This window comes from Pseudocitrobacter sp. 2023LY-00077 (genome assembly GCF_055796175.1).
Window position 1 is genome coordinate 132,109 of sequence record NZ_JBSPEI010000005.1, and the last position, 18,071, is coordinate 150,179.

Annotated in this window: 17 protein-coding genes and 1 other RNA gene; 9 read left to right on the forward strand and 9 right to left on the reverse strand. The window is 51.1% G+C overall.

The genetic code is table 11. From position 1 onward, the window contains the following. Nucleotides 1–172 precede the first annotated feature (172 nt). From nagA to kbaZ, 6 genes are read right to left on the reverse strand one after another with little or no spacing between them, the layout of a single operon-like run. Nucleotides 173–1,303 (reverse strand): N-acetylglucosamine-6-phosphate deacetylase, encoded by a 1,131-nt coding sequence (gene nagA, locus ACWWFX_RS08590; RefSeq protein WP_276220882.1) that lies wholly within the window; start codon nucleotides 1,301–1,303, stop codon nucleotides 173–175. Beyond that, on the reverse strand, nucleotides 1,300–1,734 hold the full coding sequence (gene agaF / locus ACWWFX_RS08595) for a PTS galactosamine/N-acetylgalactosamine transporter subunit IIA (protein ID WP_276220880.1): 435 nt from the start codon (nucleotides 1,732–1,734) through the stop codon (nucleotides 1,300–1,302). Before agaF ends, nagA begins: the two co-directional genes overlap by 4 nt. Nucleotides 1,735–1,749: 15 nt before the next feature. After that, complete coding sequence (gene agaE / locus ACWWFX_RS08600) at nucleotides 1,750–2,628, reverse strand: PTS N-acetylgalactosamine transporter subunit IID (protein ID WP_149463961.1); 879 nt, start codon at nucleotides 2,626–2,628, stop codon at nucleotides 1,750–1,752. Further along, on the reverse strand, nucleotides 2,618–3,397 hold the full coding sequence (gene agaW, locus ACWWFX_RS08605; protein ID WP_276220876.1) for a PTS N-acetylgalactosamine transporter subunit IIC: 780 nt from the start codon (nucleotides 3,395–3,397) through the stop codon (nucleotides 2,618–2,620). The genes agaE and agaW overlap by 11 nt, the downstream gene beginning before the upstream one ends. An 11-nt stretch (nucleotides 3,398–3,408) precedes the next feature. Beyond that, nucleotides 3,409–3,882 carry a PTS N-acetylgalactosamine transporter subunit IIB gene (gene agaV / locus ACWWFX_RS08610; protein WP_149463959.1) on the reverse strand — a complete coding sequence of 158 codons (474 nt, stop codon included), beginning with the start codon at nucleotides 3,880–3,882 and terminating at the stop codon, nucleotides 3,409–3,411. Between the two features lie 27 nt (nucleotides 3,883–3,909). After that, nucleotides 3,910–5,190 carry a tagatose-bisphosphate aldolase subunit KbaZ gene (gene kbaZ / locus ACWWFX_RS08615; protein ID WP_276220874.1) on the reverse strand — a complete coding sequence of 427 codons (1,281 nt, stop codon included), beginning with the start codon at nucleotides 5,188–5,190 and terminating at the stop codon, nucleotides 3,910–3,912. A 249-nt stretch (nucleotides 5,191–5,439) separates the two neighbouring features. Here kbaZ and ACWWFX_RS08620 point away from each other — a divergent pair, with 249 nt between their 5' ends. Next, the gene (locus ACWWFX_RS08620; RefSeq protein ID WP_276220871.1) at nucleotides 5,440–6,246 is read left to right on the forward strand and encodes a DeoR family transcriptional regulator; all 807 of its coding nucleotides are present in this window, start codon (nucleotides 5,440–5,442) and stop codon (nucleotides 6,244–6,246) included. Between the two features lie 34 nt (nucleotides 6,247–6,280). Here ACWWFX_RS08620 and ACWWFX_RS08625 read toward each other — a convergent pair whose 3' ends face one another. The 3 genes from ACWWFX_RS08625 to garD all read right to left on the reverse strand — a co-directional run bounded on the left by ACWWFX_RS08625 (nucleotide 6,281) and on the right by garD (nucleotide 8,809). Then, entirely contained in the window at nucleotides 6,281–6,751 is a 471-nt protein-coding gene (locus tag ACWWFX_RS08625) for a type II toxin-antitoxin system YhaV family toxin (RefSeq protein WP_473223590.1), read from the reverse strand. Beyond that, on the reverse strand, nucleotides 6,751–7,086 hold the full coding sequence (locus tag ACWWFX_RS08630; RefSeq protein WP_473223591.1) for a type II toxin-antitoxin system PrlF family antitoxin: 336 nt from the start codon (nucleotides 7,084–7,086) through the stop codon (nucleotides 6,751–6,753). The genes ACWWFX_RS08625 and ACWWFX_RS08630 overlap by 1 nt, the downstream gene beginning before the upstream one ends. A 151-nt stretch (nucleotides 7,087–7,237) precedes the next feature. Further along, nucleotides 7,238–8,809 (reverse strand): galactarate dehydratase, encoded by a 1,572-nt coding sequence (gene garD, locus ACWWFX_RS08635; protein WP_276220869.1) that lies wholly within the window; start codon nucleotides 8,807–8,809, stop codon nucleotides 7,238–7,240. A gap of 415 nt (nucleotides 8,810–9,224) precedes the next feature. On the opposite strand from garD, the gene garP reads away from it, so the two are divergent. The 8 genes from garP to tdcC all read left to right on the forward strand — a co-directional run bounded on the left by garP (nucleotide 9,225) and on the right by tdcC (nucleotide 18,071). Next, on the forward strand, nucleotides 9,225–10,556 hold the full coding sequence (garP, locus tag ACWWFX_RS08640; RefSeq protein ID WP_276220867.1) for a galactarate/glucarate/glycerate transporter GarP: 1,332 nt from the start codon (nucleotides 9,225–9,227) through the stop codon (nucleotides 10,554–10,556). 28 nt (nucleotides 10,557–10,584) lie between these two features. Next, nucleotides 10,585–11,355 carry a 2-dehydro-3-deoxyglucarate aldolase gene (gene garL / locus ACWWFX_RS08645; protein ID WP_015962895.1) on the forward strand — a complete coding sequence of 257 codons (771 nt, stop codon included), beginning with the start codon at nucleotides 10,585–10,587 and terminating at the stop codon, nucleotides 11,353–11,355. A 30-nt stretch (nucleotides 11,356–11,385) separates the two neighbouring features. Beyond that, the gene (gene garR / locus ACWWFX_RS08650) at nucleotides 11,386–12,276 is read left to right on the forward strand and encodes a 2-hydroxy-3-oxopropionate reductase (protein ID WP_473223592.1); all 891 of its coding nucleotides are present in this window, start codon (nucleotides 11,386–11,388) and stop codon (nucleotides 12,274–12,276) included. A gap of 96 nt (nucleotides 12,277–12,372) precedes the next feature. Further along, the gene (garK, locus tag ACWWFX_RS08655) at nucleotides 12,373–13,518 is read left to right on the forward strand and encodes a glycerate 2-kinase (protein WP_473223593.1); all 1,146 of its coding nucleotides are present in this window, start codon (nucleotides 12,373–12,375) and stop codon (nucleotides 13,516–13,518) included. A 32-nt stretch (nucleotides 13,519–13,550) separates the two neighbouring features. After that, an RNA gene (gene rnpB, locus ACWWFX_RS08660) (RNase P RNA component class A) lies at nucleotides 13,551–13,931 on the forward strand. A gap of 689 nt (nucleotides 13,932–14,620) precedes the next feature. Next, nucleotides 14,621–15,544 carry a transcriptional regulator TdcA gene (gene tdcA / locus ACWWFX_RS08665; RefSeq protein ID WP_015962898.1) on the forward strand — a complete coding sequence of 308 codons (924 nt, stop codon included), beginning with the start codon at nucleotides 14,621–14,623 and terminating at the stop codon, nucleotides 15,542–15,544. A 112-nt stretch (nucleotides 15,545–15,656) separates the two neighbouring features. Then, a complete protein-coding gene (gene tdcB / locus ACWWFX_RS08670) occupies nucleotides 15,657–16,646 on the forward strand; it encodes a bifunctional threonine ammonia-lyase/L-serine ammonia-lyase TdcB (RefSeq protein ID WP_473223661.1) in 990 nt (329 codons plus the stop codon). Between the two features lie 93 nt (nucleotides 16,647–16,739). Continuing rightward, on the forward strand, nucleotides 16,740–18,071 hold the full coding sequence (gene tdcC, locus ACWWFX_RS08675) for a threonine/serine transporter TdcC (RefSeq protein WP_276220857.1): 1,332 nt from the start codon (nucleotides 16,740–16,742) through the stop codon (nucleotides 18,069–18,071).

Sequence of the window (18,071 nt, forward strand, 5' to 3'; positions counted from 1 at the left end):
AAATGAAAGGTCAATCTGATAAAAGGAAATAAAACGAAATTTGTGAGATATGAAGGGTGTTTTATTTAAGATGATGAATTATAAGGTTTTATTTGTTTATCAAGATAAGAAAGTGAAAGAGGATGACTTACCGAGAGACTCAGTAAGTCAGTTAGAAACATAACGAAAGGATTTAAATGGCAACTATGCCATTCACCCAGGTTTTCTGTACCTGTAAATGGCTATCCAGGGCGATAAGATTCGCGCGTTTTCCTACGTCGATGGTGCCCAATTCGCTATCCATACCCAGCAGTTTGGCAGGGTGCAACGATGCCATTTTGATCGCCTCTTCTGAACTGATGTCGCAGAATTGCACCATATTGCGAACAGCAGCATCCAGCGACAGCGTACTGCCAGCCAGTCCACCTTCTTCAGTGCGCACCACGCCTTGTTTCATGTCGACAGCACAGCCGCAGATCTCGTAACGCCCGTCCGGCATACTTGCGGCACGCATGGCATCGGTAATCAGAATAATGCGCTGGCGAGCGCACGTGCAGCTCAACGCGAGTACCGACGGATGAACATGATGACCATCAGCAATAAGCTCCAGCCAGGCATGGTCATCCGTAAGGCCCGCCCCCACCATGCCGGGCTCTCGATGATGTAATCCCGTCATGCCATTGAAACAATGCACCAGACCGTCAGCGCCGGAATCAAAGGCTTTCTGTGTTTGTTCCGATGTCGCAGCGCTATGGCCAAGCATGACAAGAACGCCTCGTTGTTTAAGGTACGTAATAGCTTCCAGCGCTCCGGGCTTCTCTGGCGCAAGCGCGACGATGCGTAAGGTCTGTTGTGAAACAGTGATTAAGCGGTCCAGCTCGTTGAGGTCTAACTCCTGAAACAACGCCGCTGGATGCGCGCCACGATTCTTCGGCGTGAAAAAAGGTCCTTCCAGATAACTCCCCAGAACCGTTGCACCGGGCCCACCAGACTGGCAACGTTTTGCAATGCGAGCCAGCGCATGATGTATCTCTGCCATTGGTGCGGTGACCGTTGTTGGCAGCCAGGCGCCAACCCCTTGTTGCGCTTTAAAAATGGCTAATCTATCAAGCGCGTCAGGATCGCAATCCATCACATCCACGCCATCGCCGCCATGAACATGCAGGTCGATATAGGCCGGACAGAGTAACTCCGCTTCACGGAAGGGAGTTCCAATCGGTACTGGTTCGATGGCAGTGATCATTCCGTCATCAATACGAAGTAACCTGTCGTGACACCAGCCCTGCCCGGTCAATACATGCCGGGCACGGATGATTTGCGTCATATTCCTTCCTCAACGGGTTCGCTTTCTCGATTGCGGACAAGCTCATCGGCGAGACTGGTCAAACCCCGGTGACCGCACTCGAGTGCCTGCTGGCGAAAATCTTTGCAGTTCAGTTCATCGCGCTCCATCGCCATTTCTAACAGTAATTGCAGGTTGGTGCCGGTGATAACTTCACAATCAAGGCGTGGCATCGCAAGCGTTGACGCCACGCGGAAAGGCGTACCGCCTAACAGGTCTGTGAGAAAAATGATGCCTTCGTTTCCCGGTAATGTTTGTATCGCCTCTTCAAGCTGTGCGGTGAGAATCGCAGTGGAGGACGTTTCCGGGAAATCGATGGCAACAAACTGCTCCTGCTCACCAAGAATCTGTAACATCGCCTTTTCCATTCCGCTGGCGAACCCGCCGTGTCCTGTCAAAATAATGCTTAACATTGTGTCTCCTTATGCTCAGAGGAAGTGGGCAAATTTGCCGACGATACCCAACACGACGGTGATACCAATAAGGCGCAATGGGCTCCAGCCGCGACGAACAAGGCCGTACATCGCCAGGGTATAGACCAGGGGTAAAAACGCAGGCATCAACTTGTCAATGACATCCGCCTGAAGTTTAACGACCGCGTCGCCTGCGGTAATTTCGAGCGTCGTCGCCAGGCGCACATAGGTTGCTACCAGTGCACCGATGACCGTCATGCCGACAATCGACGCCGCGTGCCCCACTTTGCGCGTGTTGGCTTTTATAAGTGGAATCGCTGCGACACCCATCCTGTATGCGTAATGCGCCAGACCGAAGCGCAAACCTAAATGCACCACGTTAAACAGAACAATAAAAATAACCGCGCCAAGGATGGACCCCTGAAGCGCCAGGCTTGCGCCGATGCCGCCACAAATAGGGAGAAGCGTGAGCCAAAACATGGCATCACCAATACCGCCCAGCGGTGCGCCGACGGCTATCTTGGTACTTTGGATGCTATTAACGTCCTGCTTAGAACGTTCCATCGCCAGAATGATGCCGATGACAAAGGTCACTAAAAAAGGATGGGTATTAAAAAATCCCATATGTCCTGTCATTGCCCGCGCGAGGTCGCGCTTATTCGTATGGATTTTTTTTAACGCAGGAAGCAGCCCATATAGCCAGCCAGAAGCCTGCATACGCTCGTAGTTAAATGAGGCTTGTAAAAGCATTGAGCGCCATGCCACACGATTAATATCCTGCCTTGTCAGGTCTGCCCCCATTGACTGATCGTCATAAACATTTTCGTTTACGCCGGTCAGCAGGGTTTCCTCTTTATCTGCAACCGGGGTCAGCGTGGTGTGATTAGATGCCATCTTCAAATTCCTCCTGCTGTGACGGTGCAGTTTTGGGTTCAGGATCTTTACGAACGAAATCGATGAGCGCCATTGCCAGCGCGGCAGCGGCAATGGCCAGTACCGGTAACTTCAGCCAGGCCGCGGCGACAAAACCGAGGATGAAATAGGGAATGTAGACATTCTTCATCATGATTTTTAGCAGGACCGCAAAGCCGATAGCCGGCATGATGCCGCCTGCCACGCCGAGGCCATCAATCAGGCGTGTCGGTAGAACATCAATGGCTGTTTTGGCGTGTTCAGCGCCGAAATAGATTGGCAGGAACGCACACAAAAAGTAGAACGTGCCCAGGGCCAGAAGTGCCAGATAGTTGATGCGCTCAATACCACGGGTATCCGCGTTAGCAGCCAGATTGTCACAACGTGCCATGACCCCGGACATAACGGAGAACAGGAACGTAATGCCCATTTGCACTGCGACGGCAAAAGGAACGGCGACGCCGACAGCAACCTCAGGTTTTACCCCTGTTGTAATCGCAAAAGTGGTGCCCACGATGGTGCCAATAATCACGTTCGGCGGCTGTGCCCCTGCCAGAGGCGCCAGACCCATCCAGACCAATTCCAGCGTACCGCCGGTCAGAATCCCCGTGTGCAGATCGCCGAGAATGAGCCCTACCAGTGGCCCGAGTACCACCGGGCGATGCATGTGAGTCAGGCCATTGAACATATCCAGGCCGGCAATAAATGCCAGTATTCCGAGTGCGGCAGCCTGTAATAAACTGATTTCCATGACACTCTCCTTCAGAGAAGTTTAAACAGATCCTGTGCGGGTTCTGTGGGGACGCCCTGGACAAAGCAGGCAACATTATTTGCCTTTAGCCCGTTGAACGCGGCGATATCCCTGGTATCGACGGAAACCGTTTTTGCTATTTGCTGTTTGCCGTTAACGTAGTGCATGTTGCCGACATTAATCCGGCTGACCGGAACGCCGCCTTCTACCAGTGCTAAAAAATCCGTTGGGTTTTTGCAGACCAGGAGAATTTTCTGTCTGTCAGCAGCACGGTGAATGTTATCGATGACTTTTTGTAGTGACCAAAAGCGTACGGCAATGCCTTCTGCCAGTACCATTTCCATCAGGTTTTGCTGAACGGGGTCCTCAGCCACTTCATCATTCGCGACCAGTACCAGATTTGCGCCAGCGAACCCCACCCACTGCACACCTACCTGCCCGTGAATCAGGCGTTCATCAATCCGACTCAACACAATATTTGGCATAACATTTTTCCTTTCTTTTCTTCTTTGTTATAGCGGCGTGCAGGCAGCGTGGTACTGGCGCAGCACGTCCTGAATATGGTCGATGATCAATTCATGCACCGTCGCGGTGAGCTTGCCTTCGCGGACGCGGGCGTATTGCAGCGGTAAATATTGACTGAGGAGAGGAAGCGCGAGGGTTTCATGCTCCAGATTTCGTACCAGCTGATGATAAGCATCATCAATGCATTGATCGGGCCAGTAGTAACGAATGCGGTCGGAATAGCTATAGCCTCGGGCCAGGCGGCGTAGTGCGTTGTCACCGTGGTAGTGGCTTTCCCAGTATTCTGGTTTTTCCAGCATGACATTTTCTACCACTGTACGAAGGCTGGCGCTGGTACGAGAAGGGATCAACTCCTCTTCAATGGCGCTAAGGGCAAAAAGCGCTTCCCGTAGCGCGAAGGTGAGTGCCGGGCCTACTTTAAGAATGGCAAAGTGATCGCAAACTAACTTTTGCAGTGATGCAGGGTTCTGATAATCGGTCGAGTGCGCTTCAAAAATTAGCGTGTCGTAATCTTCGATCATTTGACTAAGTGCAGTGGCATTTTCAGGCACATAATCGATAACCTGTGTGTTGTCGAATTCGACGCCGGGTTGAACGACAAGCCCGATGATTCTTGGCCAAATGGCGGTGAGCCCATGTTGTTCAAAGGCATCGTAATGCGCTCGTAGCGTCGCTTGTGCGGCAGAAGGCGTCGTCACTTCAAGTGTATTTAGCGTTTCATGAGCACCTCCCGGAACGGGGACTTCGGTACCGATGACGTAAACAAGGTCAGATTCACCAAACATCTCGTGCGCCGTCTCTTCGGCAATTGTCGCCAGTCGCGCGGCACGGCTGGCGACAATGGTGTCGGTCAGGGGAACAGGATCGTCGGCGCAGGACATGCTGCAATCGAGATGGATCTTTTTAAATCCGGCCTGAACATAGCTTTTTATCAGATCTTCAGCGTGAGCCATGGCAGTGTCAGAGGATAATTTTTGCCAGCGGTTTGGCCCCAAATGATCGCCTCCAAGGATTAAGTCCTCTGACGGGAAATGCCATTTATTCGCAAGTTCTATAACAAATTGGCGAAAATCTACGGGTGTCATTCCCGTATAGCCGCCAAATTGATCGACCTGATTCGATGTGGCTTCTATCAGAAGCGGAGCTTGCATTTCACGGGCGAAACGGATGGCAGCTTCAAGTACAACAGGATGTGCGGAACAGACCGCGTATATTCCTTTGGCTGCACCTTTTTTATGTTGCTCCACGATGTGCGTCAGATGTTTCACTTTCATCTCCCGGTAGGGTTCTATGTCAGTAAATCTTTCGGTTTGTTTCATTTGATAGTGTATTAAGGTGATGTAAAAACAAAACGAAAGATAATAGAATTACGATCTGTTTCACAAAAGAAATATAACGAAAGGTTCTGGCGTGGCGAAGAAACCGGTCTCTGCACCGTTTCCGGCTTGCTTTTTGGTAAAAGAAAGGGGTTAATAGACGAAACGAAATAAAACGAAAGATTAAGAAAAGGATTATCGATGAGCGACTCTACTTCTGCGGACAAACGGATGACTGGCACCAGCGAGCGTCGTGAGCAGATTATTCAGCGGTTACGCCAACAAGGAAGTGTTCAGGTTAATGATCTTTCTCACTTTTTCGGTGTATCAACCGTCACCATCCGTAACGATTTGGCATTCCTTGAAAAGCAGGGAATTGCGGTACGCGCCTATGGCGGCGCGCTAATTTGTGAAACGGGTGCAACAAACGTAGAGCCTAGCCTTGAGGATAAAAGTGCACTGAATACCGGTCTTAAGCAGCGTATTGCGCAGGTTGCGGCAGAACTGATTCATCCAGGGCATCGTGTGATCCTTGACTCCGGTACGACGACCTATGAGATTGCAAGGAAGCTGCGCCATCATCAGGGCGTAATCGCGATGACGAATGGGATTAACGTAGCTAATGCGCTACTGGAAGCTGAGGGAGTGGAGTTGCTGATGACCGGTGGGCATTTGCGCCGACAGTCACTCTCTTTCTACGGCGATCAGGCTGAACAGTCTTTGCAAAATTACCACTTTGATATGCTTTTCCTGGGCGTGGATGCGATTGATCTTGAGCGTGGCGTCAGTACCCATAACGAAGATGAAGCGCGGCTGAATCGTAAAATGTGTGAAGTCGCTGAACGTATTATCGTGGTTACCGACTCCAGTAAATTCAATCGTTCGAGCCTGCATAAGATCATCGATACTCAGCGGATCCATACGATCATTGTTGATGACGGTATTCCGCAAGAGTGCCTGGAAGGGTTGCGGAAGACGGGGATCGACGTTGTCGTGGTGGCGGAATAACAAAACATGGCCCTAAGGCCATGTTTTATATTATTTAAGTTTTGGCGCTTGTCAGGACGTCTTGCAGAAGACTCTCCCAATCGGCGGGTGGGTGCCCCTTCTTCAACATTTTGCAGAAGGTGGCATAAGCGTCACTCTTTTTGCCATAGCTTCTGAGCGTGTGTTCATCGTTCATCCACCCCAGGATGATAACTCTCTCTTTTTCGCTGTACCGGAAAAAGAGTCGATATCTTCCCGCGCCGAATTTAGCTCTCGACCAGTCTTTATGATTACCTGTACCTAACGTCTTCCCATGACGAAATGCGGGTGATGAAGGAGAGACGGTGATGTGTTCCTCAATAACTTTGTGTACAACGGCCAACAGCCTGGTGGCTGCTTTCTTTTGATAGTTCTCAGGATCCTTTCCCTTTAATATCTCGACATCTTCAACTAAAGCATCATAAGTTTCCTGAAAGCAGGGATGAGCATAGAGCGCCCAACCGTTCACTTTATGCGGAAAGTCCATCAATCGTCGTCGCCAATCTCATCATCGATATTGATGTCCATACCAGACACCAGAGTTTTGCCCTGATGCATATCGAATGGGCGTAATTGCTGAGGGTGATTCTGAATGTCGGTGTCCAGAAACTGTAAGAAAGCCTTCATGGTGTGATCCTCCTGTTCATCTCCCACACGGCTCATGAGCACTTGCCCCCCAGGCAAAATGTCATACTGGATACTGTCCTCGCCGGGCTTGAGTTTCAGCGCTTCACGTACTGGCGTGGGTAAGGTAGTTTGACCGCGCACAGTGACCTTAGATTCAGTGGTCAGCACTGCGTCAGAACGAGCATAAGCGAGCATAAAATCACCTGTTCTTTACAACATTAATTCTGGCTAAATTATAGCCGTTGAGCAGGGTAATGCAAATGCATTATTAGCGCGAAGTGAAATGCGAGGCAATAAAAAACATGGCCCTAAGGCCATGTTTTGCGAGGAATATTTCAAAAGGATATCAGGTAACCGGTGCCGGGTTAAACACCGCCAGCTGGTTATGCAGCCCCCACTGATCCGAGAAGGTTTTCTTCTTCCCGCTGGCGACGTCGAGAATAAACTGGAACAGCTTCCAGCCCACATCCTCAATCGTCTCTTCGCCAGTGGCAATAGTGCCCGCGTTGATATCCATTAAGTCGTACCAGCGGTTCGCCAGTTCGGTACGCGTCGCCATCTTAATGACTGGCACCGCCATCAGGCCATACGGCGTACCGCGCCCGGTGGTGAAGACCTGCACCGTAATACCGGAAGCCACCTGCTGCGTGCCGCAGACGAAATCGCTGGCAGGCGTCGCGGCGTAGATCAGCCCACGTTTGGTTGGGCGCTGACCGGGTGACAGAACTTCCACAATGGCGCTTTTGCCTGATTTGGCAATCGAGCCGAGCGCTTTTTCCACCACGTTTGCCAGTCCACCTTTTTTGTTGCCGGGGGACGGGTTGGCGCTGCGGTCGGTTTTACCCATATCAAGATAGTTATCGTACCAGGCCATCTCTTCCAGCAGGCGTTTACCTACTTCTTCGTTAATGGCGCGAGGTGTCAGCAGGTGAATAGCATCACGTACTTCCGTCACCTCTGAGAACATCACGGTTGCGCCGCAGCGGACCAGTAGGTCAGACGCGTAGCCCACTGCCGGGTTCGCCGTCACGCCGGAAAACGCATCGCTGCCGCCACACTGCATCCCCACGACCAGTTCAGAGGCCGGGCAGGTCTCGCGCTGGCGTGCGTTCAATTTTTTCAGGTGGCGTTCAGCGACCTGCAAAATATCATCAACCATCGATTTAAAGCCGACGTGCTGTTCGTCCTGCAAACGCACAATGCTGGCGCTGTCGACCGGAATGGCATTCACATCTGGCGTGCCTTCCAGCAGGCGTTCCGGCTGAAGTTTTTCACAGCCGAGGCCAATCACCATTACCTCGCCGCCAAAGTTCGGGTTCAGGGCGATGTTGTGAATAGTGCGGATAGGCACGATGGCGGCAGGTGCATTAATCGCCACGCCGCAGCCATAGAGGTGGTTCAAACCGACGACACCATCCACATTGGGGTATTTTGGCAGTAGATCGCGTTCGATAATTTTGACGACATAATCAACAACACCCGCTACGCAGTGGACGCTGGTGGAGATCCCCAGCAGATTTTTCGTCCCTACGCTGCCATCGGCGTTGCGATAACCCTCAAAGGTGTAACCCTCAAGCGCAGGCAGCGGCTCCGGTACTTTGGTGGCCAGCGGCAGCGTATTCAGCGGCGGCGCTTCCGGCAGCGACACGGTGGATTCGTCGATCCAACTGCCTTTGACGATATCGCGCACCGCATAGCCAATGACTTCGCCATAGCGAATGATTTCGCCATTAACGGGAATGTCCACCAATGCCACCTTATGGCCTTGTGGAATATGTTCAATTAACTCAAGCCCATCAGGAAAACGTGTTCCTGCTTTTAAGCCATTATCATTAACAATAATCGCCACGTTATCCGTATCGTGCACTTTTATATAAAATGCTTTCGGCGCGTCTTGGCGAATTTCGATGTTAGCCATTGTCCAGTATTCTCCAGCCAGGTGGTAAACCTAAAAATTACAATAAAGGGTATCGCTTTCTGACGAAGCAAAATTATTACATCGCGTGATGGCATAAAGAATGTCAGGAGTTTAACGGTAAAAATGTGACGCAGATCACCACTTAATCGCCTGTCAGGCCAGCTGTGGCGGGTATTGCGTAAATCTGTGCATCAGCGCCCAAAGAGATGTGCATATGCTCAATAGTATGCGATATTAAAATATTCAAATTGTGGAATTGCACAGTGTGTAGAACAGCGATGCTGATTATACTGAATCACGATTTCATTGTGTCTGGTTAGTTATCCGATATTCCTGCTGTCGATAAATAATCAGTGAAATATGCCTTAGTACTAAACATATAATATAAGGCATCCTGTACCCGAGGATAAATTAAATGATGCTGGATACTACTGTCGAATCAAAAAAAGGTGTACCAACCCGGTATTTAATCTTACTAATCATCTTTATTGTTACCGCCGTTAACTACGCGGACCGCGCCACGTTATCAATTGCCGGTACGGAAGTGGCCAAAGAGCTGCAATTGAGTGCGGTCTCGATGGGCTATATCTTCTCAGCGTTTGGCTGGGCTTACCTGCTGATGCAGATCCCTGGCGGCTGGCTGCTCGATAAATTCGGCTCGAAGAAGGTTTACTCTTACAGTCTCTTCTTCTGGTCACTGTTTACGTTCCTGCAGGGCTTTGTGGATATGTTCCCACTCGCCTGGGCAGGTATCTCCATGTTCTTTATGCGTTTTATGCTTGGTTTTTCGGAAGCGCCATCCTTCCCGGCCAACGCGCGTATTGTTGCGGCCTGGTTCCCGACTAAAGAGCGTGGCACCGCGTCCGCTATCTTTAACTCGGCGCAGTATTTCTCACTGGCGCTCTTCTCACCGCTGCTGGGCTGGCTGACCTTCGCCTGGGGCTGGGAACATGTCTTTACCGTGATGGGCGTGATTGGTTTTGTGCTGACGGGGCTGTGGATCAAGCTGATTCATAACCCGACCGACCACCCTCGCATGTCGGCGGAGGAGCTGAAGTTTATCTCTGATAACGGCGCCGTGGTCGATATGGATCACAAAAAGCCAGGCAGCACGACACAGGGGCCAAAACTCCACTACATCAAACAGTTATTGACCAACCGCATGATGCTGGGCGTGTTCTTCGGGCAATACTTTATCAACACCATCACCTGGTTCTTCCTTACCTGGTTCCCGATCTATCTGGTGCAGGAAAAAGGGATGTCGATTCTGAAAGTGGGCCTGGTGGCGTCGATTCCGGCACTGTGCGGGTTCGCCGGCGGCGTACTGGGCGGCGTGTTCTCGGATTATCTGATTAAACGCGGGGCCACCATTACGTTAGCGCGTAAGTTACCGATTGTACTGGGTATGTTGCTGGCTTCGACCATCATCCTGTGTAACTACACCGATAACACCGCACTGGTGGTCACGCTGATGGCGCTGGCATTCTTCGGCAAAGGGTTTGGCGCGCTGGGTTGGCCGGTAATTTCCGATACCGCACCGAAAGAAATTGTAGGCCTGTGCGGCGGGGTATTTAACGTGTTTGGCAACGTAGCCTCTATCGTGACTCCGCTGGTGATTGGCTATCTGGTTAGTGAACTGCATTCCTTCAACGCCGCGCTGGTCTTCGTCGGCTGTTCGGCACTGATGGCGATGTTCTGCTACCTGTTTGTCGTCGGCGACATCAAGCGTATGGAATTGCAGAAATAATTAACGGTTAAGAGACAAGGTATAAGCGATGAATAACGATATCTTCCCGAATAAATTCAAGGCCGCGCTGGCCGCCAAACAGATTCAAATTGGCTGCTGGTCAGCGCTGGCAAGCCCAATCAGCACCGAAGTACTGGGCCTGGCCGGGTTTGACTGGCTGGTGCTGGACGGTGAACATGCACCAAACGATATCTCTACCTTTATTCCGCAGCTGATGGCGCTGAAGGGCAGCAGCAGCGCACCGGTGGTGCGTGTGCCGACTAACGAGCCGGTGATTATTAAGCGTCTGTTGGATATCGGTTTTTATAACTTCCTGATCCCGTTTGTGGAAACCGAAGAAGAAGCCGTGCAGGCCGTGGCATCGACGCGTTATCCGCCAGAAGGCATTCGCGGTGTCTCCGTTTCTCATCGCGCCAATATGTTTGGCACGGTGCCGGACTACTTCGCGCAGTCGAACAAGAACATCACCATCCTGGTACAAATCGAAAGCCAGCAGGGCGTCGATAACGTTGATGCTATCGCGGCGACCGAAGGCGTGGACGGTATTTTCGTTGGCCCAAGCGACCTGGCTGCGGCACTGGGCCATCTTGGCAACGCATCGCACCCGGATGTACAGAAAGCTATTCAGCACATTTTTGCGCGTGCAAAAGCACACGGCAAACCGAGCGGCATTCTGGCCCCGGTTGAAGCGGACGCGCGTCGTTATCTTGACTGGGGTGCGACCTTTGTCGCCGTCGGCAGCGACCTCGGCGTTTTCCGTTCTGCCACGCAGAAACTGGCTGATTCCTTTAAAAAATAACCACCACCGCAATAAGAGAGAGACACAATTATGACGATGAAAGTTGGTTTTATTGGCCTGGGCATCATGGGTAAACCAATGAGTAAAAACCTCATTAAAGCCGGTTACTCGCTGGTGGTTTCCGACCGTAACCCGGAAGTGATTGCTGAACTGATTGCCTTAGGCGCAGAAACCGCCACCACCGCTAAAGCCATTGCCGAGCAGTGTGATGTGATTGTCACCATGCTGCCGAACTCCCCGCACGTGAAAGAGGTTGCGCTGGGTGAAGGCGGAATTATCGAGGGCGCGAAGCCAGGCACCGTATTGATCGACATGAGTTCTATTGCGCCGCTGGCGAGCCGCGAAATCAGCGACGCGTTGAAAGCAAAAGGTGTGGATATGCTGGACGCGCCAGTGAGCGGCGGTGAACCGAAAGCCATCGACGGCACGCTCTCCGTCATGGTCGGTGGCGACAAGGCGATTTTCGACAAATATTACGACCTGATGAAAGCGATGGCGGGCTCCGTGGTGCATACCGGTGATATCGGTGCAGGCAACGTCACTAAACTGGCAAACCAGGTGATTGTCGCGCTGAACATCGCCGCAATGTCCGAAGCGCTGACGCTGGCAACCAAAGCGGGGGTTAACCCGGAACTGGTATTCCAGGCGATTCGCGGCGGCCTGGCGGGCAGCACCGTACTGGAAGCCAAAGCGCCAATGGTGATGGATAGAAACTTCAAACCAGGTTTCCGTATCGACTTGCATATCAAAGACCTGGCGAATGCGCTGGACACCTCTCACGGCGTTGGCGCACAGCTTCCGCTTACCGCTGCGGTCATGGAAATGATGCAGGCGCTGCGTGCTGATGGCCTGGGAACGGCGGACCATAGCGCCCTGGCGTGCTACTACGAAAAACTGGCGAAGGTGGAAGTCACTCGCTAATGACGTTGTGCCCGGTGGCGCTTAGCTTACCGGGCCTACATTGTAGGCCGGATAAGTGAAACGCCATCCGGCGTTGTGCAGCAACAGGCTATCACTATGAAAATCGTAATCGCCCCAGACTCTTACAAAGAAAGCCTTTCTGCCTCCGAGGTAGCTCAGGCGATAGAAAAAGGATTTCGGGAAATTTTTCCTGATGCGCAGTATGTTTCTGTTCCGGTTGCTGACGGCGGCGAAGGAACGGTTGAAGCGATGATTGCTGCCACGCAGGGCTCAGAACATCATGCGTGGGTCACCGGGCCTTTGGGCGAAAAGGTGAATGCCAGCTGGGGAATGTCTGGCGACGGAAAAACCGCGTTTATCGAAATGGCGGCGGCCAGTGGGCTGGCGCTGGTTCCTCCGGAAAAACGCAATCCACTGGTGACAACCTCTCGTGGTACCGGTGAGCTCATCCTGCAAGCGCTGGAAAGCGGTGCAACGAACATTATTATCGGCATTGGCGGTAGCGCCACCAATGACGGCGGTGCAGGCATGGTCCAGGCGCTGGGCGCGAAACTCCAGGATGCCAATGGCACCGACATCGGTTTTGGCGGTGGCAGCCTTGAAAGCCTGAATACCATCGATATCTCGGGCCTCGATCCCCGCATTCAGCATTGCAGCATTCGCGTCGCCTGCGATGTCACCAATCCGTTGATCGGCGATAACGGCGCATCCCGCATCTTTGGCCCGCAGAAAGGGGCTGACGAGGCGATGATCCGCGAACTCGATAACAACCTGTCGCACTATGCTGATGTGATTAAGACATCGCTGCGCGTAGACGTTAAAGAGGTGCCCGGCGCGGGTGCCGCAGGCGGTATGGGGGCTGCGCTGATGGCGTTTCTTGGTGCGGAGCTGAAAAGCGGCATTGAGATTGTCACCACGGCGCTGAACCTGGAAGAGCATATTCACGACTGCACGCTGGTGGTCACCGGGGAAGGGCGCATCGACAGCCAAAGCATTCATGGCAAAGTACCGGTTGGCGTGGCAAGCGTGGCGAAAAAGTATCATAAACCGGTGATTGGTATTGCTGGCAGCCTGACGCGTGACGTGGGCGTGGTACATCAATATGGTATCGATGCGGTATTTAGCGTGCTGACCAGTATCGGTACGCTGGAAGAGGCATTTCGCGGTGCATTCGACAACATTTACCGCGCTTCGCGCAACATTGCGGCCACGCTTGCGGTCGGAATGCGCAGCACGGGGTGACAAGGGCGCGCAAACCCTCTATACTTCGCGCCGAAGCTGACCAGACAGTCGCCGCTTCGTCGTCGTCCTCTTCGGGGGAGACGGGCGGAGGGGAGGAAAGTCCGGGCTCCATAGGGCAAGGTGCCAGGTAACGCCTGGGGGGTGTAACAGCCCACGACCAGTGCAACAGAGAGCAAACCGCCGATGGCCCACGCAAGTGGGATCAGGTAAGGGTGAAAGGGTGCGGTAAGAGCGCACCGCGCGGCTGGCAACAGTCCGTGGCACGGTAAACTCCACCCGGAGCAAGGCCAAATAGGGGTTCATAAGGTACGGCCCGTACTGAACCCGGGTAGGCTGCTTGAGCCAGTGAGCGATTGCTGGCCTAGATGAATGACTGTCCACGACAGAACCCGGCTTATCGGTCAGTTTCACTTTTTTCAGGCAAAAACCCGCTTCGGCGGGTTTTTGCTTTTCTGCCCCGACAACCGCTATTTCCTTCTCTTCCTCCTGCATCAACGAGTGCCATTTTGCAGAATTGCGACACGATGCACAAAACACTGAACGGGTAAAATTTAGCGGTTTTTTATGCTGCCTATCGTGCTTTTGGCTTGATTAATTTCTCGTAAAACAAAACAAAAACAGGGTTTAGAATTATCCGCAATGTTTCACATGGGTTGCTTGTATGTTAATGGTAGTGATCTAAACATATTAACGTGAATGTATGTTTGTCCTGGGTATCTGTGACGCCGTACGAAGAATTTTTTTAATAACAGGCTTTTTTACCAGTTTATTTTATATATTAAAAAGAATGTTAATGCGCACAATAGGGTAAAAAACGTCCTGAAATTGGTTGAAAGGTGATCTTTTAATTTGATTTTTTATATGTTTAAAGGTGCTTTATTTATCGCCATAAAATAAAGTTATACACCTTATTTTTGTTGATAAAAGTCAGGCTAAAGTCACTTGGATATATTAACAAGATATTGATTTATATCGTTTTTATTGTATTTTGTGACCTGTGCTTATACAGGTTTAAGGTAAATTGTGAGTAATAGCACACATCTTACTCTCCTATATTTATTAGAATCCCTCTCGCCAAATGGAAATAAAGGGGGAAAGAAAAATGGATAATGTTCTTCTGCCAAAAACACAACAGCTGGTCGTGTTTCAGGAAGTCATTAGAAGTGGTTCTTTTGGCTCAGCTGCCAAGCAGCTTGGGCTTACCCAACCGGCGGTCAGTAAAATTATCAACGACATTGAGTCTAACTTTGGTATCGAGTTGATGGTGCGTAAAAATACCGGCGTCACGCTGACCAGCGCAGGTCAGGTGTTGCTGAGCTACTCCGAATCCATCACCCGTGAAATGAAAAACATGGTCAACGAGATGAACAGCCTGAGCTGCAACAGCGTGGTTGACGTTTCGTTTGGTTACCCATCGCTTATCGGTTTCACCTTCTTACCCGAGATGATTAAAACCTTTAAAACGGTGTTTCCGGCGGCGCAGGTTACCATGTTTGAAGCACAGCTCTCGTCGTTTTTACCGGCCCTGCGTGATGGCCGCTTAGATTTTGCCATTGGTACATTAAGTGATGAAATGCAGCTCCAGGATTTGCAGGTAGAGCCGCTGTTCGAGTCTGAATTTGTTGTCGTCGCATCGAAATCGCGAACGTATACGTCAACGGTCACGCTGGAGTCGCTCTCGAACGAGCAGTGGGTTTTACCGCAAACGGATATGGGTTACTACAAAGAACTTCTCACCACCCTCCATCTTCATCACATCAGCACCGAAAATATTGTAAAAACCGATTCTGTCGTCACCATTTACAACCTGGTGTTGAATGCCGGATTCCTGACGGTGATCCCAAGAGATATGATTGCGCCGTTTGGCTCTAAACAATTTATTACGCTAAAGGTTGAAGATGTATTACCGGTAGCGCGCTATGCAGCCGTGTGGTCTAAAAATTATCGAATTAAAAAATCTGCCTCTGTATTGGTTGATTTGGCGAAAGAATATTCGTCGAAGGCCGGGAAGGCAGAAATGAATTAACAGCCTGTTTATTAGAAGCAGCTAATAACGTAAACGAAACCCAGAGTCATTAAATACTCTGACACCCTGATTTTGTCTAAACATCAGAAAGTTATTCTGATAAGAGGATATGATGCATATTACCTACGATCTGCCTGTAACTCTTGACGATATTCAAACAGCTAAAAAAAGACTGGCCGGTAAAATTTATAAAACCGGGATGCCGCGCTCAAATTATCTTAGCGAACGCTGCAAAGGCGAAATATTTCTGAAGTTTGAAAATATGCAGCGTACGGGCTCCTTTAAAATTCGCGGCGCATTTAACAAACTGAGCGCATTGACGGAAGCTGAACGCCGTAAAGGCGTGGTCGCCTGTTCAGCGGGCAACCATGCGCAGGGCGTCTCTCTTTCCTGCGCGATGCTTGGGATTGACGGCAAGGTTGTGATGCCAAAAGGCGCGCCGAAGTCGAAAGTTGCGGCGACGCAGGATTACTCCGCCGAAGTGATTCTTCACGGCGATAACTTCAACGATACAATTGCCAAAGTGAGCGAAATCGTTGAAACCGAAGGCCGCATCTTTATTCCTCCTTATGATGATGCGCTGGTGATTGCCGGTCAGGGCACCATCGGTCTGGAGATCCTTGAAGACCTTTATGATGTGGATAACGTCATCGTGCCAATTGGCGGCGGCGGCCTGATTGCCGGGATCGCCACGGCGATCAAATCCATCAACCCGACAATCAAAATCATCGGCGTGCAGTCTGAAAACGTACACGGTATGGCAGCATCGTTCTATGCCGGTGAAATCACCAATCACCGCACCTGCACGACGCTGGCTGACGGCTGCGACGTTGCGCGTCCGGGCAACCTGACCTTCGAAATTGTGCGTGAGCTGGTTGACGATATTGTACTGGTCACTGAAGACGAAATTCGCGACAGCATGATTGCATTAATTCAGCGTAATAAAGTGGTGACTGAAGGCGCGGGCGCATTAGCGTCGGCGGCTCTCTTAAGCGGCAAGCTCGATAATTATATTCGTGGCCGCAAAACGGTAAGTATTATTTCAGGCGGGAATATCGACCTTTCTCGTGTTTCCCAAATTACAGGGTATGTTGGTGCTTAATCCATTTTCCTGATCATTATTTACGGGCCGTGCGCTGAACGGCGCTGGCCTGGTATTTAAAGAATGACGGGTACTTTAATCAAAGGATAAGATATGAGTACGACAGAAAGTATTAATGTAAGCCATTCTAAAGAAGCCTCCTGGCGTAAATCGGATACCACATGGACGTTGGGTTTATTCGGTACTGCGATTGGTGCCGGGGTTTTATTCTTCCCAATTCGCGCAGGCTACGGCGGCCTGATCCCAATATTATTAATGCTGTTATTGGCTTACCCCATTGCCTTTTATTGCCACCGCGCGCTGGCGCGCCTGTGCCTTTCCGGATCGAATCCTTCCGGAAACATCACCGAAACGGTAGAAGAGCATTTTGGTAAAACCGGCGGGGTGGTTATCACCTTCCTGTACTTCTTTGCTATCTGCCCGCTGCTGTGGATTTATGGCGTCACCATTACCAACACCTTTATGACCTTCTGGGAAAACCAGCTCCAGATGCCCGCGTTAAACCGTGGTCTGGTTGCGATGCTCCTGCTGCTGCTGATGGCGTTCGTCATCTACTTCGGTAAAGACCTGATGGTTAAAGTGATGAGCTTCCTGGTATTCCCGTTCATCGCGAGCCTGGTGCTGATTTCGCTCTCCCTGATCCCTTACTGGAACTCTGCGGTCATTGACCAGGTCAGCCTGAGCGATATCTCGCTGACCGGTCACGATGGCATTCTGGTCACTGTGTGGCTGGGGATTTCCATCATGGTGTTCTCCTTCAACTTCTCACCAATCGTCTCTTCGTTCGTGGTCTCCAAGCGTGAAGAGTACGAAGGCGAATTTGGCCGTGATTTCACCGAGCGTAAGTGTTCTAAAATCATCTCCCGCGCCAGTATGCTGATGGTTGCAGTGGTCATGTTCTTCGCCTTCAGTTGCCTGTTCACGCTCTCTCCGGCAAACATGGCGGAAGCGAAGGCGCAGAACATTCCGGTGCTTTCTTATCTGGCGAACCACTTCTCCTCCATGGCGGGTCAGAAATCGACGTTTGCCACCACGCTTGAGTATGGTGCCTCCATCATCGCGCTGGTTGCTATCTTCAAATCCTTCTTCGGCCACTACCTGGGCACGCTGGAAGGGCTGAATGGCCTGGTACTGAAATTCGGCTACAAAGGCGATAAAACCAAAGTCTCCACCGGCAAACTGAATACCATCAGCATGATCTTCATCATGGGCTCCACCTGGGTGGTGGCTTATGCCAACCCGAACATCCTGGACCTGATTGAAGCCATGGGCGCGCCGATTATCGCTTCTCTGCTCTGTCTGCTGCCGATGTATGCCATCCGTAAAGCACCGTCGCTGGCGAAATACCGTGGCAAGCTGGATAACGTCTTCGTTACCGCGATTGGTCTGCTGACCATTCTGAACATCGTCTACAAACTGTTTTAA